The organism is Gleimia coleocanis DSM 15436, assembly GCF_000159015.1.
Classification (GTDB): Bacteria; Actinomycetota; Actinomycetes; order Actinomycetales; family Actinomycetaceae; genus Gleimia; species Gleimia coleocanis.
The window spans coordinates 438,816-458,385 of the sequence record NZ_DS999543.1; the positions used below are offsets into that span (position 1 = coordinate 438,816).

The 19,570-nt window shown below is 49.0% G+C and carries 18 protein-coding genes; 10 read left to right on the forward strand and 8 right to left on the reverse strand.

Annotation, left to right across the window (positions count from 1 at the left end):
* Positions 1–10 precede the first annotated feature (10 nt).
* The 5 genes from HMPREF0044_RS03810 to miaB all read left to right on the forward strand — a co-directional run bounded on the left by HMPREF0044_RS03810 (position 11) and on the right by miaB (position 5,034).
* The gene (locus tag HMPREF0044_RS03810) at positions 11–1,069 is read left to right on the forward strand and encodes a diacylglycerol/lipid kinase family protein (protein ID WP_006546792.1); all 1,059 of its coding nucleotides are present in this window, start codon (positions 11–13) and stop codon (positions 1,067–1,069) included.
* 227 nt (positions 1,070–1,296) lie between these two features.
* Positions 1,297–2,409, forward strand: a complete 1,113-nt coding sequence (recA, locus tag HMPREF0044_RS03815; protein WP_006546793.1) for a recombinase RecA — start codon at positions 1,297–1,299, stop codon at positions 2,407–2,409.
* On the forward strand, positions 2,409–3,023 hold the full coding sequence (locus HMPREF0044_RS03820) for a regulatory protein RecX (protein WP_006546794.1): 615 nt from the start codon (positions 2,409–2,411) through the stop codon (positions 3,021–3,023). The genes recA and HMPREF0044_RS03820 overlap by 1 nt, the downstream gene beginning before the upstream one ends.
* Positions 3,001–3,492, forward strand: a complete 492-nt coding sequence (locus tag HMPREF0044_RS03825) for a CinA family protein (RefSeq protein ID WP_050754346.1) — start codon at positions 3,001–3,003, stop codon at positions 3,490–3,492. The genes HMPREF0044_RS03820 and HMPREF0044_RS03825 overlap by 23 nt, the downstream gene beginning before the upstream one ends.
* A 27-nt stretch (positions 3,493–3,519) precedes the next feature.
* Positions 3,520–5,034: a tRNA (N6-isopentenyl adenosine(37)-C2)-methylthiotransferase MiaB gene (miaB, locus tag HMPREF0044_RS03830; protein WP_040312785.1), complete on the forward strand. Its 1,515-nt coding sequence runs from the start codon at positions 3,520–3,522 to the stop codon at positions 5,032–5,034.
* A 65-nt stretch (positions 5,035–5,099) separates the two neighbouring features.
* Here miaB and HMPREF0044_RS03835 read toward each other — a convergent pair whose 3' ends face one another.
* Together HMPREF0044_RS03835 and HMPREF0044_RS03840 are read right to left on the reverse strand one after the other, a co-directional pair.
* A complete protein-coding gene (locus HMPREF0044_RS03835) occupies positions 5,100–5,654 on the reverse strand; it encodes a YbjN domain-containing protein (RefSeq protein WP_006546797.1) in 555 nt (184 codons plus the stop codon).
* A complete protein-coding gene (locus tag HMPREF0044_RS03840) occupies positions 5,647–6,126 on the reverse strand; it encodes a hypothetical protein (protein WP_006546798.1) in 480 nt (159 codons plus the stop codon). The genes HMPREF0044_RS03835 and HMPREF0044_RS03840 overlap by 8 nt, the downstream gene beginning before the upstream one ends.
* Before the next feature lie 53 nt (positions 6,127–6,179).
* On the opposite strand from HMPREF0044_RS03840, the gene miaA reads away from it, so the two are divergent.
* A complete protein-coding gene (gene miaA / locus HMPREF0044_RS03845) occupies positions 6,180–7,088 on the forward strand; it encodes a tRNA (adenosine(37)-N6)-dimethylallyltransferase MiaA (protein WP_006546799.1) in 909 nt (302 codons plus the stop codon).
* On the opposite strand, the gene HMPREF0044_RS03850 is transcribed toward miaA, so the two are convergent.
* Positions 7,076–7,615, reverse strand: coding sequence for a hypothetical protein (locus tag HMPREF0044_RS03850; protein WP_040312786.1), 540 nt, complete (start codon positions 7,613–7,615; stop codon positions 7,076–7,078). The two genes, miaA and HMPREF0044_RS03850, sit on opposite strands and share 13 nt — an antisense overlap.
* A gap of 40 nt (positions 7,616–7,655) precedes the next feature.
* Positions 7,656–8,312 carry a class I SAM-dependent methyltransferase gene (locus tag HMPREF0044_RS03855; RefSeq protein ID WP_006546802.1) on the reverse strand — a complete coding sequence of 219 codons (657 nt, stop codon included), beginning with the start codon at positions 8,310–8,312 and terminating at the stop codon, positions 7,656–7,658.
* 278 nt (positions 8,313–8,590) lie between these two features.
* Between HMPREF0044_RS03855 and hflX the strand changes: the two genes are divergently transcribed.
* Together hflX and HMPREF0044_RS03865 are read left to right on the forward strand one after the other, a co-directional pair.
* Positions 8,591–10,048, forward strand: coding sequence for a GTPase HflX (gene hflX, locus HMPREF0044_RS03860; protein WP_141553841.1), 1,458 nt, complete (start codon positions 8,591–8,593; stop codon positions 10,046–10,048).
* The gene (locus HMPREF0044_RS03865) at positions 10,045–11,967 is read left to right on the forward strand and encodes an ATP-dependent DNA helicase (RefSeq protein WP_006546804.1); all 1,923 of its coding nucleotides are present in this window, start codon (positions 10,045–10,047) and stop codon (positions 11,965–11,967) included. Before hflX ends, HMPREF0044_RS03865 begins: the two co-directional genes overlap by 4 nt.
* A 76-nt stretch (positions 11,968–12,043) precedes the next feature.
* Here the strand turns inward: HMPREF0044_RS03865 and HMPREF0044_RS03870 are convergent, their stop codons facing one another.
* Positions 12,044–13,036, reverse strand: coding sequence for an L-lactate dehydrogenase (locus HMPREF0044_RS03870; RefSeq protein WP_006546805.1), 993 nt, complete (start codon positions 13,034–13,036; stop codon positions 12,044–12,046).
* Positions 13,037–13,131: 95 nt separating this feature from the next.
* The gene (lexA, locus tag HMPREF0044_RS03875; RefSeq protein WP_006546806.1) at positions 13,132–13,851 is read right to left on the reverse strand and encodes a transcriptional repressor LexA; all 720 of its coding nucleotides are present in this window, start codon (positions 13,849–13,851) and stop codon (positions 13,132–13,134) included.
* Positions 13,852–14,059: 208 nt separating this feature from the next.
* On the opposite strand from lexA, the gene HMPREF0044_RS03880 reads away from it, so the two are divergent.
* The gene (locus tag HMPREF0044_RS03880; RefSeq protein WP_158027166.1) at positions 14,060–14,590 is read left to right on the forward strand and encodes a LysM peptidoglycan-binding domain-containing protein; all 531 of its coding nucleotides are present in this window, start codon (positions 14,060–14,062) and stop codon (positions 14,588–14,590) included.
* Positions 14,591–14,668: 78 nt separating this feature from the next.
* The gene (gene nrdR, locus HMPREF0044_RS03885; RefSeq protein WP_006546808.1) at positions 14,669–15,136 is read left to right on the forward strand and encodes a transcriptional regulator NrdR; all 468 of its coding nucleotides are present in this window, start codon (positions 14,669–14,671) and stop codon (positions 15,134–15,136) included.
* Between the two features lie 123 nt (positions 15,137–15,259).
* Here nrdR and HMPREF0044_RS03890 read toward each other — a convergent pair whose 3' ends face one another.
* Positions 15,260–17,224 carry an AMP-binding protein gene (locus HMPREF0044_RS03890; RefSeq protein ID WP_006546809.1) on the reverse strand — a complete coding sequence of 655 codons (1,965 nt, stop codon included), beginning with the start codon at positions 17,222–17,224 and terminating at the stop codon, positions 15,260–15,262.
* Positions 17,225–17,259: 35 nt separating this feature from the next.
* The gene (locus tag HMPREF0044_RS03895; protein WP_006546810.1) at positions 17,260–19,491 is read right to left on the reverse strand and encodes a HelD family protein; all 2,232 of its coding nucleotides are present in this window, start codon (positions 19,489–19,491) and stop codon (positions 17,260–17,262) included.
* Positions 19,492–19,570: the final 79 nt, after the last annotated feature.

The following is a 19,570-nucleotide window of genomic DNA, read 5'->3' on the forward strand; positions in this document are numbered from 1 at the left end:
TACTGCACGCATGAACTACGAACTTAAAGTAGCTGAAGTTGAGCTGGTCTTTTTCCTCTATAACCCAGTTTCCGGTCAGCATGAGAACGCGCAGAAAGCCACTGTCTATCAGCAAGCTTTAGAGGCGATTTTCCCGCAGGCTGAAGTTATTCTGCACGCTACCGAATATGTTGGTCACGCTACTGAATTAGCGGCTGATTTCGTTTCCTCAGCAGCCGGTCGGTCTGCGGTTGTGGTTATCGCTGGTGGAGATGGAACAGTTTCAGAAACCGCGAATGGTTTGGCTAATACCGGGATGCCATTATTAGTTCTTCCAGCTGGCACTGGTAATGATTTGACGCGTTCTCTTTATCTGGGACTGTCTGAGAAGCCTCAGTTTCATGGGGTGAGTGAGGTTTTAGAAGCTTTTAAAACCTCTGCGCTGGAAACGGGTTCACTACAGGTTTTCGGTGTTGATGGCGTGCAGATTCATGCCCAGCGAGCACGAGATTGTTTTAATCAAAGTATCCCGGATTTTAGCCGCTATGCTTTTAATGCTATTTCAGTGGGGTTTGATTCCCTGGTGGCTAAGACTGCGCATCGGATTATTCGTTGTATCCCTTGGATTGGGTCGGGCAGCTACGTGTTGGCAGTACTGCGTAATCTGCGTAAACTTCCGTCTTTTGCAATGCGTTTTCAAGCGTTTTTGGAACGGGAATTGGTGCAGGATTTGGATGAAGAGTATTTCTTGTGTGTGATGTCGAATGCTCGCTATTACGGGGGAGGTTTTCAGCCTAATCCGCAGGGGCGTTTAACGGATGGCAAGGTGGATGTGGTTTTAGCCCGCCCGTTGTCGCGCGTGGATATTACTAATGTGGTGGGTAAGTTCCGTTCGGGGCAGCCGATTCCAACGAAGTATGCGCGTTCTTTCCAAGCTGATTCTTTGACTATGTCGGATACCAGTGGGGATAACTTTATTTTCAATATTGATGGGGAAGTGTTCCACGCAGCCAGTTTGCAGGTTAAGGTGCAGGCGGATGTTTTACAGGTGGTTTTGCCTGCGGGAGCAGTTTCTTATTCGGATTTGTGAGTTGCGTGGAGATTTTTCTGCGTGTCGATTTTTATCGAACACTTGTTCGTAGTAGAGTTGTGCACAGGCAGGTTTTGAAACCTTAGTTTTCCACAACTTGCTTATGCGAAAAATTATGTCAGTGGTCAGGCATAGCATTATAGACGTACCCGGAGAGGGAGTTAGACGTCTTTCTTCGACCAGCCTTATTCATTGAGCGGAGAGCTCACCAACTCAAGGAGAATCTGATGGCAGTAACCCCAGATCGTAATAAGTCTCTTGAACTTGCACTTAGCCAGATTGATAAGCAGTTCGGCAAAGGTTCAGTTATGCGTCTTGGCGACGAAAATCGTCCCGCAATTCAAGTTATTCCAACGGGTTCTTTGGCATTAGACGTGGCACTTGGTGTTGGTGGTTTTCCCCGAGGGCGCATTATCGAAGTTTACGGTCCAGAATCATCAGGTAAGACCACGGTAGCCCTTCATGCAGTTGCTTCCGCGCAACGCCAGGGTGGAAATGCTGCCTTCATTGATGCTGAACACGCACTCGACCCAGAATATGCTAAAAAGCTGGGGGTTAATACTGATGAACTGCTAGTATCTCAGCCGGATACTGGCGAACAGGCTTTAGAAATCGCGGATATGCTGATTCGCTCTGGCGGTATTGACATTATCGTCATTGACTCTGTTGCCGCGTTGGTGCCTAAGGCTGAAATTGAAGGCGATATGGGGGACTCTCACGTGGGTCTACAAGCACGCCTAATGTCGCAAGCGCTCCGTAAGCTTACTGGCGCACTATCTGCAACTGGTACTACCGCTATTTTCATTAACCAGCTGCGTGAAAAAATTGGTGTTTTCTTTGGTTCTCCAGAAACCACCACTGGCGGTAAGGCTTTGAAGTTCTATGCTTCTGTGCGTTTGGACGTACGACGCATTGAGACTTTGAAAGAGGGCTCTAACCCTGTTGGTAACCGTACTCGCGTTAAGGTTGTGAAGAATAAGATGGCTCCACCTTTCAAGCAGGCGGAATTCGACATTCTTTATGGCCAGGGTATTTCTCGTGAAGGTTCCATTATCGATATGGGTGTGGAAACTAATGTGATTAAGAAATCGGGTTCCTGGTTCACTTATGGCTCTGATCAGTTAGGACAGGGTAAGGAAAACGTCCGTAATTTCTTAAAGGATAATCCTGAGCTCGCTAATGAAATCGAACATAAGATTTTGGTGGCTATGGGAATCCGCGCTGAAGATAGCGAAATGCCTGCTTTGCCAGGTGCAGAACCTGCTGTAGAAGAAAAGCCTAAACCAACTGCACGGGGAAAGAAGAAAGCAACTGATCCAGCTGAAGACGCTGGCTTCTAATGGTTGAGTACTTCGACCCTGAGTCTGATTTTAAGCCGCGCCGCCGGGTTGATCTGGCGGCGCGTGCTGCAAAAATTCAAAAACGTAAGGAATGGGCGGCCGGGCTGGAACTTGAGGAAGCTCAGCGGCGTGCGAAAGAAGCTGCTCTGCGACTTTTAGATAGATGTGATCGTTCCGTAGGGGAATGTCGGGCAAAACTTTTAGAAAAGGGATTTAGCCCCGAAGCAGTAGAGGCTGCTCTGGCACGTTTAGTAGAAGTTAATCTGTTAAATGATCTGCGTTATGCGCAAATGTTAGCTCGGACTCGCAACGCGGAACGTGGTTTAGTCGGACAGGCTTTGCGTCAAGAACTGTCTCGTAAAAAGCTTTCTGCAGAGATTATTTCTCAAGTGATGGGGGAGCTTGACGGTGAAACTATTTATGAGGCAGCCCAGGGGCTAGTTGAAAAGAAAATGCGTAGTATGCGCGCACTACCTCGAGACGTGAAGTACCGGCGTTTACTAGGCATGCTTGCTCGCAAAGGTTACTCTGGAGCTGTAGCAAGTCAAGTTATAAATGCTGCTTTACAAGCTGAAACTGAGGAATTCGACTATGACTTCGATGCAGACATTTGAAATCGCAACAAATGTTATTCATAGATTATCGTGTAGTCCGGAAACAGTTGCCGTGGCAGAGTCCCTAACAGGAGGCTTAGTAAGTGCCGCCCTGGTTGCAGTTCCCGGTGCCTCCCAAGTAATGCGCGGGGGAGTTACCACCTATGCAACAGAAACTAAACATAGCGTATTAGCGGTTGACTTACCGAGGTTGAAAACCTACGGTCCTGTTGATCCTGAAGTAGCACAACAAATGGCTGAGAACGTGCGAGAGCTTTTTGACACAGACTGGGGGATAGCAACTACCGGCGTTGCTGGGCCAAGCGAGCAAGATGGGCATCCTGTTGGAGAAGTCTACATTGCAGTTGCAAATGAAACTGATACGGTAGTTAAGCAACTTCACCTTAGCGGAAATAGAGACGAAATCCGCACTCAAACGGTGTCTGAAACCTTGAAACTACTACTTGAATTTATTTCAGGTGACATCTAAAGGCTGAACCACTAAAATCATTTAACGATGAGCACTAATACTAATCTTCCACGCACTTACCTTGTTCGAACCCTCGGTTGCCAGATGAACGTTCATGACTCTGAACGTATGGCAGGGTTACTAGCCGCCGATGGTTACGTCCCAGTAGAACAAGTACCAGAAGCCGCAGCTCGAGCCACTGAAGCTGGTGACGGCGGCGCAGACGTCGTAGTTATTAACACCTGTTCGGTTCGTGAAAATGCTGCAAACCGTCTTTTCGGTAACTTGGGACAGTTAGCCTCTGTGAAAAAGAACCGCCCGGATATGCAAATCGCAGTTGGTGGATGTCTAGCTCAACAGATGCGTGCCGATATTGTTAAGAAAGCTCCGTTCGTAGACGTCGTATTTGGTACCCACAATATTGACGTACTACCAGTATTGTTGAAGCGTGCTCGTCATAACCGCGATGCAGCCGTAGAAATCGAAGAATCCTTAAAAGTATTCCCATCTACGTTGCCAAAGAAAGCCGACTCTTCCTACGCAGCCTGGGTTTCCATTTCCGTGGGCTGTAACAACACTTGTACTTTCTGCATCGTTCCACACCTGCGTGGTAAAGAACGTGACCGTCGCCCTGGTGAAGTACTTGCTGAAATTGAAGCTGTAGTATCTGAAGGTGCTGTTGAGGTTACCTTATTGGGGCAAAACGTAAACTCGTATGGAGTTAGCTTCGGTGAACGTGACGCATTCGCGAAACTTTTGCGTGCTGCCGGAAATATTGAAGGTTTGGAACGCTTGCGTTTTACCAGCCCTCACCCAGCGGCTTTCTCTGATGATGTAATCCGCGCCATGGCGGAAACCCCCACAGTGATGCCAAGCCTGCATATGCCATTGCAGTCCGGATCTGACCGGATTCTACGCATGATGCGTCGCTCATATCGACGAGCTAAGTTTGAAGGCATTTTAGAACGTGTACGCGAACTAATCCCAGATGCGGCTATTACCACTGACATTATCGTGGGCTTCCCCGGAGAAACGGAAGAAGACTTCCAACAAACCTTGGAAGTTGTAGAAAAAGCGCGTTTTGCCTCGGCCTTCACCTTCCTGTACTCACCACGTCCGGGTACACCGGCAGCAGATATGGAAGACCAAGTGCCTGACGATGTAGCCGCTGAACGCTACAAGCGCCTGTTAGCCTTGCAAGAAAAAATCTCCTTCGAGGAAATGCAGAAGCTGGAAGGCACTACTGTGGAAGTTTTGATTGCAGAAACTGAGGGGCGAAAAGATTTAGCGACTCGTCGTATTTCTGGTCGTGCCCGCGATAACCGCTTGGTTCACGTAGGTTTACCAGCTGGATTTGAATATGGTAGAGACATTCGCCCCGGTGACATGGTTACTGCAGTAGTAACTCATGCAGCACCTCACCACTTGGTTGCTGACTCTGGTGTTACCGGCGGTCTATTTAGTCACCGTAAAACCCGTGCAGGCGATATGTGGGCTGAAAAACAAGCCTGTCCAGTTCCAGATAATAAGGTGACTCTTGGGATTCCAATCATCCGTCGCTGAAATAGCTAAAAGTATTTGCCTGTCTAAGAACCTCGATTCTTAGACAGGCAAATACTTTAAACAGATTAAAAGCCAGGCGGGATAAGTTTCGGAAGCTCGCGAATCGCGGTGCGAACCCCCTGGGCAGCATTATGTAACAGCGTCTTAAACTGCGAAGGCGTGGCGCCCTCAGCTACAAAGAAAGTGCAGTCTAAACGAATCATCCACTGTGCGTCCACTTTATCAACGTAGGCGGTTGGTAAGAACCAACGCGCATTCCACTCATTAGTAGCGTCAATTAGCAGGTGTAAAACCTTATCGTTTTCCTCGTCGCTTAAAGCATTAGCAGGAACTTCCGGGTTAACCCCGGGCTGAGTTACTGGAAACTCGGCTTTAACCAGAAGCCATACGCGTTCAGGGTCAGTGGATAGGCGTAAGACAACGTCTTCGTAAACAGTTTGGAAAACGCCCTCGGAAATTTCAGACAACTCAATCTGAGCATCCGCAGCCAAATCTTTTAATCTGGAAGCAGATAAATCCTGGTAAAGATGCTCAATCGGCGCCACTGGCTCAGTAACTGGTTTTTCGTAAGTTTCCGGCTGCAGAGCTGTCCACACGTTAGAAAGTAAACGCTTAATCAACTTTCGGCTCCTCTGGAGGATTCATCCACGGATCAGCAAACTCGTGTTCTAAACGATCCATAGCCTGGGCAGTCGCTGCGATTGCCATGCGCAGTTCCTCACGAAGCTGAAGGTCAGTGACGTTTTGGGAATCCCACTGGAAACGCCACGACGTGCTGAACACAATGTAGCCGTCATCAGTTACTTTAAACGCCATACGCGGAGCGTAAGTAGAAGAAGCCGCAGACTGCACAATATTCTTCGCCAACGCAATATAGGCTACATTCAGGCGACGTCCCCACTGCCCCAGGAAAACCAGGCACTTTCCATTTCGGTCATCGTCAATCCGTGCAATAAAAGCCGTGAAATTTGGGTAGGGGAGCAAAATACTAGAGTCAGCGGCATTAACCGCAAAGCGGATTCCCAATTTTTTGAGTTCCGCTTCGATACGTTCCCCGGTGATGGGACGCAGTTCGACTTCTAACTTGCTCATGCATTTAAGTATAGGTGAAAAGGAAGCGGACAAGCGTGTAAGGTTGTGGTGTGATGATTGCGATTATTGGGCCCACGGCTTCAGGGAAAACTGGGCTGGCATTGGAACTAGCTGCAGAAGCTGGCGGCGAGATTATTAACATGGATGCCTACGCCTTGTACCGGGGAATGGATATTGGCACCGCAAAACCTACGTTGGCGGAACAGAAGCGGGTACGTCATCACTTGATTGACATTTTGGATATTCACGAGGGCGCCACGGTAGCCGACTATCAGGAGGCAGCTCGTGAAGCCGTGAAAGATATTCAGAGTCGTAATAAGCCGGTCTTTGCTGTAGGTGGTTCAGGTCTTTACGTGCGTGCTCTGTGTGACAAGATAAGTTTCCCCGGAACTGATAATACGATCCGCGAGCGTTTAGAGGCAGAATGCGCTGAAGTAGGTTCGTTGGAACTCTACCGGCGTTTGGCTAAGTTAGATCCGGTTGCTGCACAGAATATGCATTGGAATAATGCGCGTAGAGTTATTCGCGCGTTGGAAGTTATTGAACTCACTGGCCAGCCGTATTCTGCGACACTGCCTTCTTATGAAACTGAGATTCCAACTGTTTTTATCGGTTTGCGTCGTGAGTATGAGGATATTGACGTACGAATTCAGAAGCGTACGGAAGCGATGTTTGCTGAAGGGCTCGTAGCTGAGGTTGAGGGACTTTTAGAGCAGGGTTTGGCACATACTCGTACTGCTCGAAAGGCCACCGGCTATGGGGAGGTTATTCAGCTTCTGGCGGGTGAGATTACAGAGGTTGAAGCTGTTGAAGCAGTTGCGCAATCTACTCGTCAGTTAGTGCGACGCCAGATGAAGTGGTTTAAACGTGACCCACGGATTCATTGGATTGACGCGACGGGCAAAAGCAACGCGGAGATTTTTGCTGAGGCGAAAAATATTCTAGCGGCTTACCAGCAGTAGGTGCCGTCGCTTTTTTGAAAAATTGCGATTTCAGCGTAGTCAGCACCTGGGGTTTCAAACCTAAACACTGGGTTTTTTAACTCGAAATCTGCCGGTATCGTCCATGCAATGGACGGGGTACTACACTCACCAGACCCACTTTCTTTACCATTCATGAACATGGTGACCGCAACATTGTCCCCTTTGCAGACGGGGATGATTTTGACAATTTCTCCTAAAGAATAGTCAGCCTGAAAGTCCTCACTCGGTTTCACAATAGCGGTGAACTTAAAACCAGGATCAGTTTCAATCTGAAAAGCGCCTGGGTTTTTATTCAAGTAGTTTTCCAAAGCACCTGGTTGTAGATTTGCGTAGAGCTCTTGCAAACTCACGGGTGCTCCATCCATGCTATTGGAACTGGGTTCTTCACTAATAGGAACCGGAGTAACCGAAGAATCGGAGCTTGGGCCAGTGGTTTGTGCACAAGATGATATGAAAAATGCTAAGGCTACTAACCCGCAAAATAGTGAAAGATTTTTAGTTCCCATATCTTATGCTCCTACTGGAAGTTAAGATATGTCAATAGTTTCAGCGAGTTACCCGCAGCAGGCGGAAACCTTTCTTAGAAGCAGCTTTCTCAGCTTGGAAACCTTGGTCATTAAGCCAAGTAGTTAAAGAATCAGCGCCCAGATTCTTGGCAACTATCAGCCAGGCAACGCCTTCATCAGCTAGTAGAGAAAGCCAATCTAGCAAAATTTGATGCGTCTCAGCTTTGCCCACGCGAATTGGTGGATTTGACCAAATCAAATCAAACTGCAGGCCTTCGGCACGGGCTTTTTCTAACGCCTCATGAGCGTAGTAAGTTTCCACATTCGTACACCCATTAGCATTAGCGTTGCGTTTGGTTAAGTCCAGGGCACGTCCATTAACATCAACTGCCCAGATTTTTGCGTCTGGACTGAACTTGCCTAAGAGAGTGGAAATAACGCCCCAACCGCAACCAACATCTAAGAAACGTCCACTTGCCGGAGGTTCAGGAACTTCTTTTAGTAGCACTTTCGTACCCGGGTCTAAACGCGAAGCAGAGAAAACCTGATCCGCCACCTGCATTTGCAGGTCAAACCCGCGGAGAGAAAACTCCAGGGTGCTCATTTCAGCTTTGGTAGCTGGAGGTACGTCCGTGAAGTAGTGGACTTTCGAAATCTCTTTAACGTTAGGTGCAGAAAGTGCTTCTTTATTACTCACCCTTTAACCCTAAAACATCTAACTGTGGATAACAATCTGCAATCCATGAAATGCCCATTATAATAGGAAGATACGTGAAAAATCCCTGAACTGAGGACCGCAACTTGACTGAAAACCTGAACCCACACGCAGACCTTGATCAAGCTAAAGCAGTGGTTGATCGCGTCCTCGAACGTCAAAAACAGGGGGTAAAGAAGCTAGTTCACACTGCGGATAGTTCCGCATTAATTGAGGGGCTGGCAGAAACGCACTCGGAAAATCTCGAGGGTGGACAGGTCATGCCTAAACGTGGCGGAGTATTCGCTAACCGCGCTGCCTCCCTGCAGTCTACTCAAGGGCAGGTAGAAAACTCAGCGGGTGCGATGGAACGTGAAGCTCGTCAGGCAACTCGCCGTGTTGCCTCCATGAGCACGGAACTTGAAGATGTTTCAGAAGTTGAATACCGCCAGATTCGTTTGGAAAAAGTGGTTCTCGTAGGAATCTACGCCACTGACGTAGAAGACGCGGAAAACTCACTACACGAACTGGCAGCACTAGCTGAAACCGCTGGCTCTGAAGTTCTGGATGGTATGCTACAGCGCCGCGATATGCCTGACCCAGCTACCTATCTGGGCAAGGGCAAAGCGAAAGAGCTTGCCGAAATCGTAGCTGACTGTGGGGCAGACACTGTAATTGTTGACGGTGAACTTGCGCCTTCCCAACGCCGTGGTTTAGAAGACGCTGTGAAAGTTAAAGTAGTTGACCGGACTGCTTTGATTTTGGATATTTTTGCCCAACACGCACAGTCTCGTGAGGGCAAAGCCCAGGTTGAATTAGCTCAACTTGAGTACTTACTGCCACGTTTGCGTGGTTGGGGTGAATCAATGTCTCGTCAGGCCGGCGGGCGCGTCGCCGGTGGTGAAGGTATCGGCTCCCGCGGTCCGGGTGAAACTAAGATTGAACTTGATCGTCGTCGTATTCGCAAGCGTATGTCGAAGCTTCGCAATGAGATTGCCGCTATGAAACCGGCGCGCGACACCCAACGCCAGTCTCGCCGCAGTGGAGAAATCCCCTCCGTCGCAATCGCTGGCTACACTAACGCTGGCAAATCTACGTTGCTGAACCGCCTGACCGGGGCTGAAGTGATGGTGCAGAACGCGCTTTTCGCAACCTTGGATCCTACCGTTCGGCAAACTAAAACTGATGATGGTCGTCTCTATACTCTCACCGACACAGTTGGTTTCGTGCGTAACCTACCAACCCAGCTGGTCGAAGCCTTCCGTTCAACTCTGGAAGAAGTCGGTGACGCGGACTTGATCGTACACGTCGTTGACGCGGCTCACCCAGATCCAATGGGGCAGATTAAAGCAGTACACGCAGTATTTGAAACTATTGACGGAGCAATGGAAATCCCAGAAATCATTGCTTTGAATAAAGCGGATTTAGCAACTGAAGCAGATTTAGCAGTGCTGCGTTCCTTGCTGCCAAACTCTGTAGCTGTCTCAGCTCATACGGGTGCGGGTATGGGGGATTTACAGGAACTAATTGCCCAGATGTTGCCACGTCCATCCGTGAAAGTTGATGTGGTAGTGCCTTACGCACACGGGGACTTAGTCCACCGGTTCCATAATGACGGCGAGATTGAGTTGGAAGAATATCTTCCTGAGGGTACTCACCTGGTTGGTTTAGTGAGCCAAGCATTGGCGTATGATCTCAACCGGGTTGCTGTGGCAACTGATTCCGGAAATGCAGAATGAGTGAGGAAACCTCAGAACTTGACCTTTTAGATGAGGTGGTTAGTTCTTTCGGGGGAAGTGCGCGTGCTGGTCAGCAACAGATGGTACGTACGGTTGCTTCTGCTTTAGCTGAGGATAAGATTGCCCTGATTCAAGCGGGAACCGGCACGGGTAAGTCCTTTGGATATTTGGTTCCGGTGATGCAGCGGGTTGCTAACACTAAAGAACGGGTGATTGTAGCGACGGCAACTTTAGCTTTGCAACGTCAGATTTTAGAAAAGGATGCTCCCTGCGTAAATGAGCATTTGCCGAAACCTGTTAAAGTGGCTGCCCTGAAAGGTTGGAATAACTATCTGTGCCTGCATAAAGTTGAGGGTGGTTACGCTGAAGAATACGCATTATTTCCCTCTGATTTAGTTGATTTCGCACCTAAAACTTCATCTGCGACGGGTAAAGAGATTGTGCGGGTGCGTGAGTGGGCGAAGCAGACTGATACTGGCGACCGCGATGATTTAAAACCCGGGGTTAGTGATCAGGTTTGGCGACAGGTCAGCGTGCCTTCAAATGAGTGTTTGGGCTCTACTTGTCCGCTTCGCGATGAGTGTTTCCCGGCTTTAGCGCGGGAACGGGCTACAGAAGCTAATGTGGTGATTACAAACCACGCGGTTTTAGGTATTCACGCTACTTCTGAGAATAAGATGTGCGGTGAGTTTGATGCCTTAGTGGTAGATGAAGCGCATGATTTGATGCGGATCGTACATTCTCAGGCGACATTGCGTTTGCACCCGGGGGCGGCGGTTACGAAGATGCGTTGGGCTGGACGCTTAGCGGGAGTGGCTACTACTGCGGTGGAAACTAGTCTACAAGGGTTGGAAAAGGTTTTAGAAGGCTTTTCTGAAGGATTGTTACGAACTCGTCCTGAGGAATTACAGGATGCGATGCGTCTGCTAGATACTGAAGTGCGGTTGGTGCTTTCGAGTATCAACACATCTGATAAAGATGCTGCGGAAAAGAAGTTGGCGACTGGGGTAGTTGCGGAATTAGCGGAGTTTTTGGACGCTTGGGATCGCCCCGTTGAGTCTATGATTACTTGGGTGACGCAGCGTGATGAGGACCCGGCGGTGCTTAACTGTGTGCCATTGGACGTGTCTGCTCCGATTGCGTTTAATTTATTTTCTGAGAAAGCTGTGGTGTTGACTTCGGCAACGCTTAAGTTGGGGGGTTCTTTTGGTCCGTTAGCTTCCGAGGTCGGTGTCTATAGGGTTGAAAGTGAACTAGAAATGGTTGACGTGGGTAGTCCGTTCGATCCTGCGAAACAAGGCATCCTCTATGTCGCAGCAGAACTTCCAGCGCCTCCGCGTTCTGGGGTGAGTGAAGAACAGCTACAGACTTTACTGCGACTTACTGAAGCAAGTGGCGGGGGAATGTTAGGGTTGTTTTCTTCAAAGCGAGCTGCGCAACAGGCAGCTGACTACCTGCGGGAAAGCACTGATTTGCCAGTTCTCTTACAGGGAGAAGACCAGCTTTCTAACTTGGTGCAGGAGTTCCGTGAGGATTCTCAAACCTGCTTAGTGGGCACTATGTCGCTTTGGCAAGGAATCGATATTAAGGGACCTAACTGTCGTTTGGTAGTTATGGACCGTATTCCGTTCCCCGTTCCGTCTGATCCGGTAATTGAGGCTAGAAATGATGAGGCTGCCCGCAAGGGGCAGAATCCATTCCAAGTGGTTTCACTTAGCCATGCTTCACTGTTGATGGCGCAGGGAGCTGGCCGTTTACTACGTTCAGTAGACGACCAGGGAATGGTTGCGGTGTTGGATTCACGTTTGGCGACTAAACCGTATGGAATGTTTATTCGGAAGTCGCTGCCGCAACTTTGGCCAACGACCAGCATAGAAGTTGCTGTTGGTGCGATGAAGCGTTTAGCAGAAGGCATTTAGGGCTATAAGGCTTTTAGCTCTTTATAAAAGATGTGGGCGACAAGGAATACCTTGTCGCCCACATTAAAACTAGGGTTTACAGACCGAGTGCACGAGCCGCATCGCGCAGACGCTGAGCAGACTCATTCAAACCGTCACGTTCCTTCAAAGTCAGCGGTGGTTCCAGTACGCGGCCAGCACCGTTGCGGTCAACTAGAGTTGGAGCTGCCATAACTACGTCAGAGATGCCATTCCAATCTTCTAGCAGGGAGCAGACTGATAGGACGCGGTTTTCATCACGCAGGATAGCACCTGCGATAGAGGAAGCTGCTAGGCCGATAGCCTTATCAGTTGCGCCCTTGCCATCGATAATCTTGTACGCAGAGTTTACAACTTCTTCGGCAATTTGATCGCGTAGCTCTGCGTCAAAGAGGCGGCCATCTACGGTGAGACCCCAGTGACGTAGCGGGACGTTACCAATAACTGCAGATGACCACAGGGCAACTTCGGAGTCACCGTGCTCGCCAGCAATGTAAGCGTGGATATTTTGGGTAGCTACGCCAGTGTGCTTGGACACCAGGTAACGCAGACGGGAAGTATCCAGCACGGTACCGGAACCGAAAACCTGGTTACGTGGCATGCCGGAAATTTTTAATGCTGCGTAGGTAACTACGTCCACTGGGTTAGTGATGTACATCTGGAATGCGTCTGGGGCTACGTCACAAATCTGTGGCGTAATCTTACGCATCAAGTTGATCGTGGATTCTGCCAGGTCCAAGCGAGACTGGCCTGGTTTTTGCTTTGCGCCTGCGGTGACGATTACCAGGTCAGCACCCTTGATGATTTCAATGTCATCAGAGCCTTCTACGGAGCCACAGGGAGTGAACTGAATGCCATGGGCAATGTCGAGAGCTTCAGCTGAGGCCTTGGAGCCGTTGATGTCGTAGAGGACAATGTCGCGGGCGTCGCCACGCATTGCACAGGCGTATGCGGTTGCAGTGCCTACTGCGCCAGCGCCAATGATTGCAATCTTAGATGGGCGGCCAGTGGCCTTACCTGGGTACAGGGTTTGGGTCTTTGGGTTTGCCATTATTTTCCTTCAGCAGTGGTGTATAGGTCTTATCGTTTTATTTTAACCGGAAAAAGAGCAGTTGCGTCGGTTAGCTGTCAGATGTTGTGTTTGCGTTATAAAGAACGGATTACAGTTACTACTTTGCCCAGAATCTGAGCTTCATTACCGGGAATAGGTAGGTAGTTTTCGTTGCGGGGAAGTAGCCAAACGTTGCCACCTTTCTTAGAAAGGACTTTTACAGTGGCTTCTCCATCAAGCATGGCAGCGACGATTTCACCTTCTTCTGCTGATTCTTGCTGGCGGATTACGACGTAGTCACCGTCGCAGATAGCTGCATCAATCATGGAATCACCAAAGACTTCCAAAACGAATAGCTGCCCTTTGCCAGTAAAACGCTGAGGTAGGGTGAAAACGTCTTCAATGGATTGCTCTGCAGTGATTGGGGTGCCAGCGGCAATACGGCCTACCAGTGGGGCATCGGTATTATGACCGTCAGAGATTTGGGATACCGGAATGAAGTAAGAGTCAGTCTTCAGGGGATTAGTTGCGCCAGGAGTTTCGGAAGAAGAATCGTTTTCCGATACTGGGTTAATGATTTCGAGGGCGCGTGAGATTCCCCGAGTACGTCGAATGTAGCCTTTTTCTTCCAGGATGTCGAGGTGATGCTTAATCGTGGAAGAAGAAGAGAGTCCAACTGCTTCTGCAATCTCACGAACTGAGGGGGCGAAGCCTTTTTGCCCGATGCTAGTTTGCAGGATCTCTAAGATTGCGATTTGACGAGCACTAAGGGCAGGACGAGGTTCTGCTGCAGAGGTAGAGGTTTCTTTTGCCATTAGTGTTTCCTTTGAATGCCAGACATTAAGTGGCTTAAAGATCTTATTTTAAAGATCGTGTCAGTGCACTTGTTTTTAATGAATCTGTATTCAGTTTACGTTGAAAAACAGAAAAATGAAACATATGTTCGAAAAAGTCTTGCATTTGACTTTTAAATGCGATATCGTACATATGTTCGACGAACAAGTGTTCGATAAGGAGATGAAAATGAGCGCACTAACTATTCCACCGGTTTACGGGACTGGTCAAGCCCAGGGGATGCGTAAGTCTGCGACTGTTATGCCTTCTGTAAAACCACACTTGTACGTTGTGCCTGATACTTACGCGCCTTCACCTCAGCGTAAGACTCAGCCTTTGGCTTCCACACCTCGTGTACGTTCCCCCAAGATTGTGCGGGGTGTGGAAGTCAAGAAAACTTCAGAGACTCTTACCGTAGATACTGACTTCCCAGATATGGATTTACGCGCCGGGTTTAACTTCAGCTGGAAGCAGGTGCTAGTCATTTTTATGCTGGCTGTGCTGGCAGGTGTTTTAGTAGGCAATATCTGGCAAGCAAGTGAAGCTACGGTAGCTTTCACCACTACGCAGGTTTCTGCAGGTGAATCCTTATGGTCTATTGCTGCTGAGATCGCAGGTGATAATGAAGTCTCAGAAGTAGTTTCAGAAATTAAAGAGCTAAATAACCTTTCTTCTACTGAACTGCAGGTCGGACAGTCGTTACTGGTTCCGGTTAAGTAAATCAGACTTCCTATTAAGTTTTACGTGCAGAATGCTTGTAGTACTATCGAAATATATTCGTAGTACGTAAGGATTATTGTGCACTGTCCATTCTGTCACCATGACGATTCACGAGTTGTTGATACTCGACTTTCTGATGATGGTTTATCTATTCGTCGTCGTCGTGAGTGCGTCAGTTGTAAACGCCGTTTCACCACCATTGAGACTAGTAGCTTCTCTGTTGAGAAACGCTCTGGGGTAGTGGAACCTTTCTCAAAAGATAAAGTTATTTCAGGCGTGCGTAAGGCTTGCCAAGGACGCCCAGTTGATGATCACTCTCTGGCAGTGTTAGCACAGCGTGTAGAGGAACAATTACGCAGTGCCGGTACTTCAGTAGTATCTACCGATGAAGTCGGGAAAGCTATTCAACCATTCTTGCGCGAGTTAGATGAAGTTGCTTACCTGCGTTTCGCATCGGTGTATTCAGGTTTCCAATCGCTATCTGATTTTGAAGAAGCCATTGCTAGTTTGCGGGCAGACCGCGCTCAACGTGAACACCACGACTGATTTTAGTGAAACAACTAAAGTATAAAGAGCGCAGATAATAATAGTTGCATCCCTGAATTTAAACTTTATAAAAATCCCGGTGAGTAGTTTTAAAACCACTCACCGGGATAATAATTTCAAAGCCTACTTCTCTTCTACAACTGGCTCACAAGTATCACAAGCCGTTTCTACAGGAAGCTCTGATTCTGCGCAATCACCGGCGGTCTCTTCACCAGCACGCGCATGACGTGCCTGGAATTCCTTAAACATTTCTTGCGCTTGTGCAGTTGCTGCAGCAGTCTTTTCGCCGACTTGCTCAGAAAGTTCTTTCAACTGTTCTTTAGCAGCTTCAGAGCTAGCCTTTAAATGTTCTAAAGCATTTTCGGAAGCTACCCGTAGTTGATCGCGCAAACCACTTGAAGACTCAGAAATTCCCATGATTGAATCACGCACTTTACGGCGCATGACCTTACCAATCTGAGAACGCGGTAAGTCTTGCAAAATAAAGATCTGGCGTGGCAAAGCGTAGTGAGAAATCGATTTCTCTGCCCAAGCACGGACTTCTTCTAAAGTTACGGATGCTCCAGCTTCAAGGGTAAGAGCCGCAACTACGTCTTCGCCTCGTACGTCCTCAGGAAGTCCAACCACAGCAACATCAGTAACCCCAGGCATAGAGCGCACTGCATCTTCAACTTGGCTTGGGTAAATATTGAAACCGCCAGAAATAATGAGTTCTTTGCGTCGGTCAGCCATCACCACGAAGCCACCTACTACCTGGACTAAGTCACCGGTTCGCAACCAACCATTATGGAATGCTTCAGCGGTTTCTTTCGGATTATCCCAGTATCCTTTGAAAACATTTGGGCCTTTGGCAAGGAGCTCTCCAATTTCCCCCTCTGGCATGTCTGTATCTAAATCATCCGGGTTAGCAATGCGGATATCAACGGAGGGGAATGGCAAACCCAGAGTCCCGGGTCGACGCTTTTCCGAGAGCGGAGACCCTAAGATAACAGGAGAGGCTTCAGTCATACCGTAGCCTTCAATAAGTAAACCGCCCGTAGCTGCTTCCCATTTTGCTGCGATTTCAGCAGAAAGTGGCATTGCGCCAGACAGAGAGAAACGAATCGAAGAAAGATCATCCTCAGCAGTAACTGCTTTCAAAATACGATCGAACATGGGAGCAACGCCTGGAAAGAACGTACAAGGGATGCGTTTTTGCGCAGCCAGAATCATTGGCACATCAAACTTCGGGAAGAGCACCAGCGTAGCACCGAGTTTAAAACCAGCAGTAAGAGCAGTAGTCATGCCGAAAGCGTGGAAGAGAGGCAAAACTGTGTAGAAAGTTTCTGCACCGGCATGTAGCTCATTAACCCATGCAACAGACATATTCACGTTAGAACCGAGGTTTGCGTGGGTAAGCATAACTCCTTTCGGTGTGCCTGTAGTACCACCCGTATGGAGTAAAATCGCGACATCATCAGCATTAGCTGGGCAGGTGCCACGCCAGAGAGAGGAGGCTGCAACTGCGCGGTCCCAAGAGCGCGCCCACTTTGGTCGTGGGGAACGTAGCTGGGCTTTCTTCTGCCGCGCCGGTGGGATAGGTAGGTTCAGCATGAACTGCGAAGACCAGGGGAGCGCCTTAGTTAGGTCTACAGAGAAAATCGTTTCTGCGGCCACAAGCTCACGATCAATGGAATCAAGAGACTTTTCCCAGACGATTAAAACTTTAGCCCCTGCGCGTTTGAGTTCTTCAGAGAGCTCCGTACGTGGAGAAAGTGGGTTGGTTTCCACCGCGATTGCGCCAACTTGCATGATTGCGTAGAGGGCGACGATATGCTGTGGGCAGTTGGGAAGAGTCAAACCAACGCGGTCACCGGGTTTAACGCCTGCTTGGTGGAGTACTCGCGCCGCTTGTTTGATTTGACGAGCCAGCTGACTATAGGAGGTTTGCTGCCCCATGAAATCTAAGGCGATGCGTTGCGGATAACGCTGGGCTACTTGGAAGAATACGGTTGGTAAAGGCAGCGTTTCGACAGAGACAGTGTAGGGCACTCCAGGTGCATAGGAGGCGCGTAGCTTCTCTGTTAGGGCAGTGTACTCAGCAGACAAGTGGCATCAGCTTTCTCATAAAATTTTAGGTGATTCTAGTTTAACGCAGCAGGTAGTTCTGTGCCGGAAATAAGGTGTAGTCGCTGAGTAGGACGAGTCATAGCAACGTATATATCACCAGGGTTTTGGGCAATTAACTCGGTCGGTTCTACCACGATAACTGAGTCGAATTCCAAGCCTTTAGACTGAATTACACTGATAACGCAGACACGTTCCTCTAAGGAAGAGTTCAGCCCCAGTTGCTGTTGCCAGTAGGATGTTTTTTCAGAAGAAGTAATGACAGCGATTCGTCCGTTGCCAGCTCCCGCGAAGTCATCTAAATACTTTGCTTCGCTCGTGAGAACAGTTTTTACGGTTTCTAAAGCTTCTGTTGCACTGGCGTTTTCTGGTAGGAAAGTTAGTGCATAGCAGTTTTCTAAATCGCGGGCAGCAACTACCGGGAAAGCCGCTGGGTAGCCGAGTTCGTCCATCAGAGCGTTGGCACGATTCAGTACAGTTGCAGGAGTTCGGTAGGAGATACGGAGTACTTCCTCACCTACCAGCGCACGTGCAGCTGGTCCTAAAAGTTCTTTCCAAGACCGAGGGCGGGCGGTAGTGGAACGCTGGTCAAGGTCACCAGTCACAGTGAATGAACGTGCTGGACAACGGCGCAAAAGTGAATGCCAGGCAAGTGGGTTAAGCTCCTGGGCTTCGTCAACAATGATGTGGCCGTAAGTCCACTGACGGTCATTAGAAGCCCGCTGTGCCAGAGACTCAACTTCTACCTGTGCGTTCGCGCGACTAGCCAGCATGGAGGCAGAAACAATCCCCCCACCGAGTTCCATTGAGGCAATAGCTTCACCTGCCCGGGCAAGTTCTTGCTCGCGAGCATGCGCTCGATCACGGGCAGAAGAAGTACGTGCCGGTAAAGTTCCTAAAAGTTCCTCTAGCTCATCTAGAATCGGCACATCGGATTCAGTGAGCGCACTGCCACGTGGACGCCACAGTAACTTACGTTCAGCGTCGGTGAGCATAGGCGCGCACTCAGCTAAGAACTGCGGGTTCACAAATAGTTTCTCAAGAACCTGGATACCACTCATTGGTAGCCACGCGAGATTAATCGCACGCTGTGCCGGCAAAGAACCACGAATGTAGTCGTGGTACCACTCTAAGTCTTCTCCCATAGACTGGCTCTGCTGATGCATCTGCACAGCCAGTTTGCCCATCAACTCCAGAGCAAACCCTTCCCACGCTTCATTATGAGGCAAGCCTGAACGGCGGGCGTTATTACGCGCTACTCGCACGTCCTCGGAAAATAATTTCACTCGGTAAGAAGCGATATTCAAATCCGTGTCATCCGGAACCCGCTCGAATGAACGCACCGCATTTTCACAAATCTGCAGCCAGTCTAAACGTCCCTTGATTTCACGTACAGCTTCAGAATCACGTCCATGAGCTTTCACTCCTGGTAAAAGCGTTGCCATGGTCGCAGACACTACGCCAGTTTCACCCAAGGAAGGTAAAACTTTATCAATATAGTTCAAGAAAACAGGGGAAGGGCCGATAATCAGCACCCCGGAGTTTTCTAAACGAGCTCGCTCAGCGTAAAGCAAGAAAGCTGCTCGATGCAGCGCGACCGCGGTTTTACCAGTGCCTGGACCTCCCTGGATAACCAACAGGCCATCGCCGTCGCGACGAATAATCTCATCCTGTTCAGCCTGAATGGTTGCCACAATATCACTCATGTGACCATCTCGGGCTTTAGTGAGTGCTTCCATTAAGGCGCCTTCGCCCTGGAACACTAACTTGCCTGAAGATGCTTCCTGAGTGTCAAGTACTTCGTCTTCAATACCCACTACCTTCTGCAAGCGGGTTTGAATATGCCGGCGACGCACAACCCCCTGAGGGTTCGCACCCGTAGCCTGGTAGAAAGAACGAGACGCGGGAGCTCGCCAGTCAACTAGCATCTGATCGCCAGCTTCAGTACGTAACCCAATACGACCAATGTAAATAGTCTTTGCATCTACCGTATCCAGGCGACCAAAAACTAAGCGGTCACCAACGTTTTCTAAACGGCTGGCTTCATCACCCCAGTGAGCTGCAAAGGCGTCACGTTCAGTCAATGCTTGGGGTGTATTACGCCAGGCTGAAGCTTCAGCACTACGTTGATTTTCACGGTAGAGGACGCGCAGTTTCTCTAAGACGGAATAGGCGGAGTCTACGAAAACCTGCTCGCGGGCAATTTCAGCTTCACGGCTGTTATTTACCGGCTGACGCGATTCGTTCAAGTAAGTGCCTTTCTAAGGAAAACAACTCTGAGAAGCAGAGAAGCCAGTTATCAATTATGCCAACCTAGACATCTGTTGT

Excerpts from the sequence above, each read along its gene's own strand:
- miaA (WP_006546799.1), top strand. The coding sequence starts at position 6,180 with ATGATTGCGATTATTGGGCCCACGGCTTCAGGGAAAACTGGGCTGGCA.
- HMPREF0044_RS03850 (WP_040312786.1), bottom strand. The coding sequence starts at position 7,615 with ATGGGAACTAAAAATCTTTCACTATTTTGCGGGTTAGTAGCCTTAGCA.
- HMPREF0044_RS03870 (WP_006546805.1), bottom strand. The coding sequence starts at position 13,036 with ATGGCAAACCCAAAGACCCAAACCCTGTACCCAGGTAAGGCCACTGGC.
- hflX (WP_141553841.1), top strand. The coding sequence starts at position 8,591 with ATGCCTAAACGTGGCGGAGTATTCGCTAACCGCGCTGCCTCCCTGCAG.
- recA (WP_006546793.1), top strand. The coding sequence starts at position 1,297 with ATGGCAGTAACCCCAGATCGTAATAAGTCTCTTGAACTTGCACTTAGC.
- lexA (WP_006546806.1), bottom strand. The coding sequence starts at position 13,851 with ATGGCAAAAGAAACCTCTACCTCTGCAGCAGAACCTCGTCCTGCCCTT.
- HMPREF0044_RS03810 (WP_006546792.1), top strand. The coding sequence starts at position 11 with ATGAACTACGAACTTAAAGTAGCTGAAGTTGAGCTGGTCTTTTTCCTC.
- HMPREF0044_RS03865 (WP_006546804.1), top strand. The coding sequence starts at position 10,045 with ATGAGTGAGGAAACCTCAGAACTTGACCTTTTAGATGAGGTGGTTAGT.
- HMPREF0044_RS03820 (WP_006546794.1), top strand. The coding sequence starts at position 2,409 with ATGGTTGAGTACTTCGACCCTGAGTCTGATTTTAAGCCGCGCCGCCGG.
- HMPREF0044_RS03840 (WP_006546798.1), bottom strand. The coding sequence starts at position 6,126 with ATGAGCAAGTTAGAAGTCGAACTGCGTCCCATCACCGGGGAACGTATC.
- miaB (WP_040312785.1), top strand. The coding sequence starts at position 3,520 with ATGAGCACTAATACTAATCTTCCACGCACTTACCTTGTTCGAACCCTC.
- HMPREF0044_RS03880 (WP_158027166.1), top strand. The coding sequence starts at position 14,060 with ATGAGCGCACTAACTATTCCACCGGTTTACGGGACTGGTCAAGCCCAG.
- HMPREF0044_RS03825 (WP_050754346.1), top strand. The coding sequence starts at position 3,001 with ATGACTTCGATGCAGACATTTGAAATCGCAACAAATGTTATTCATAGA.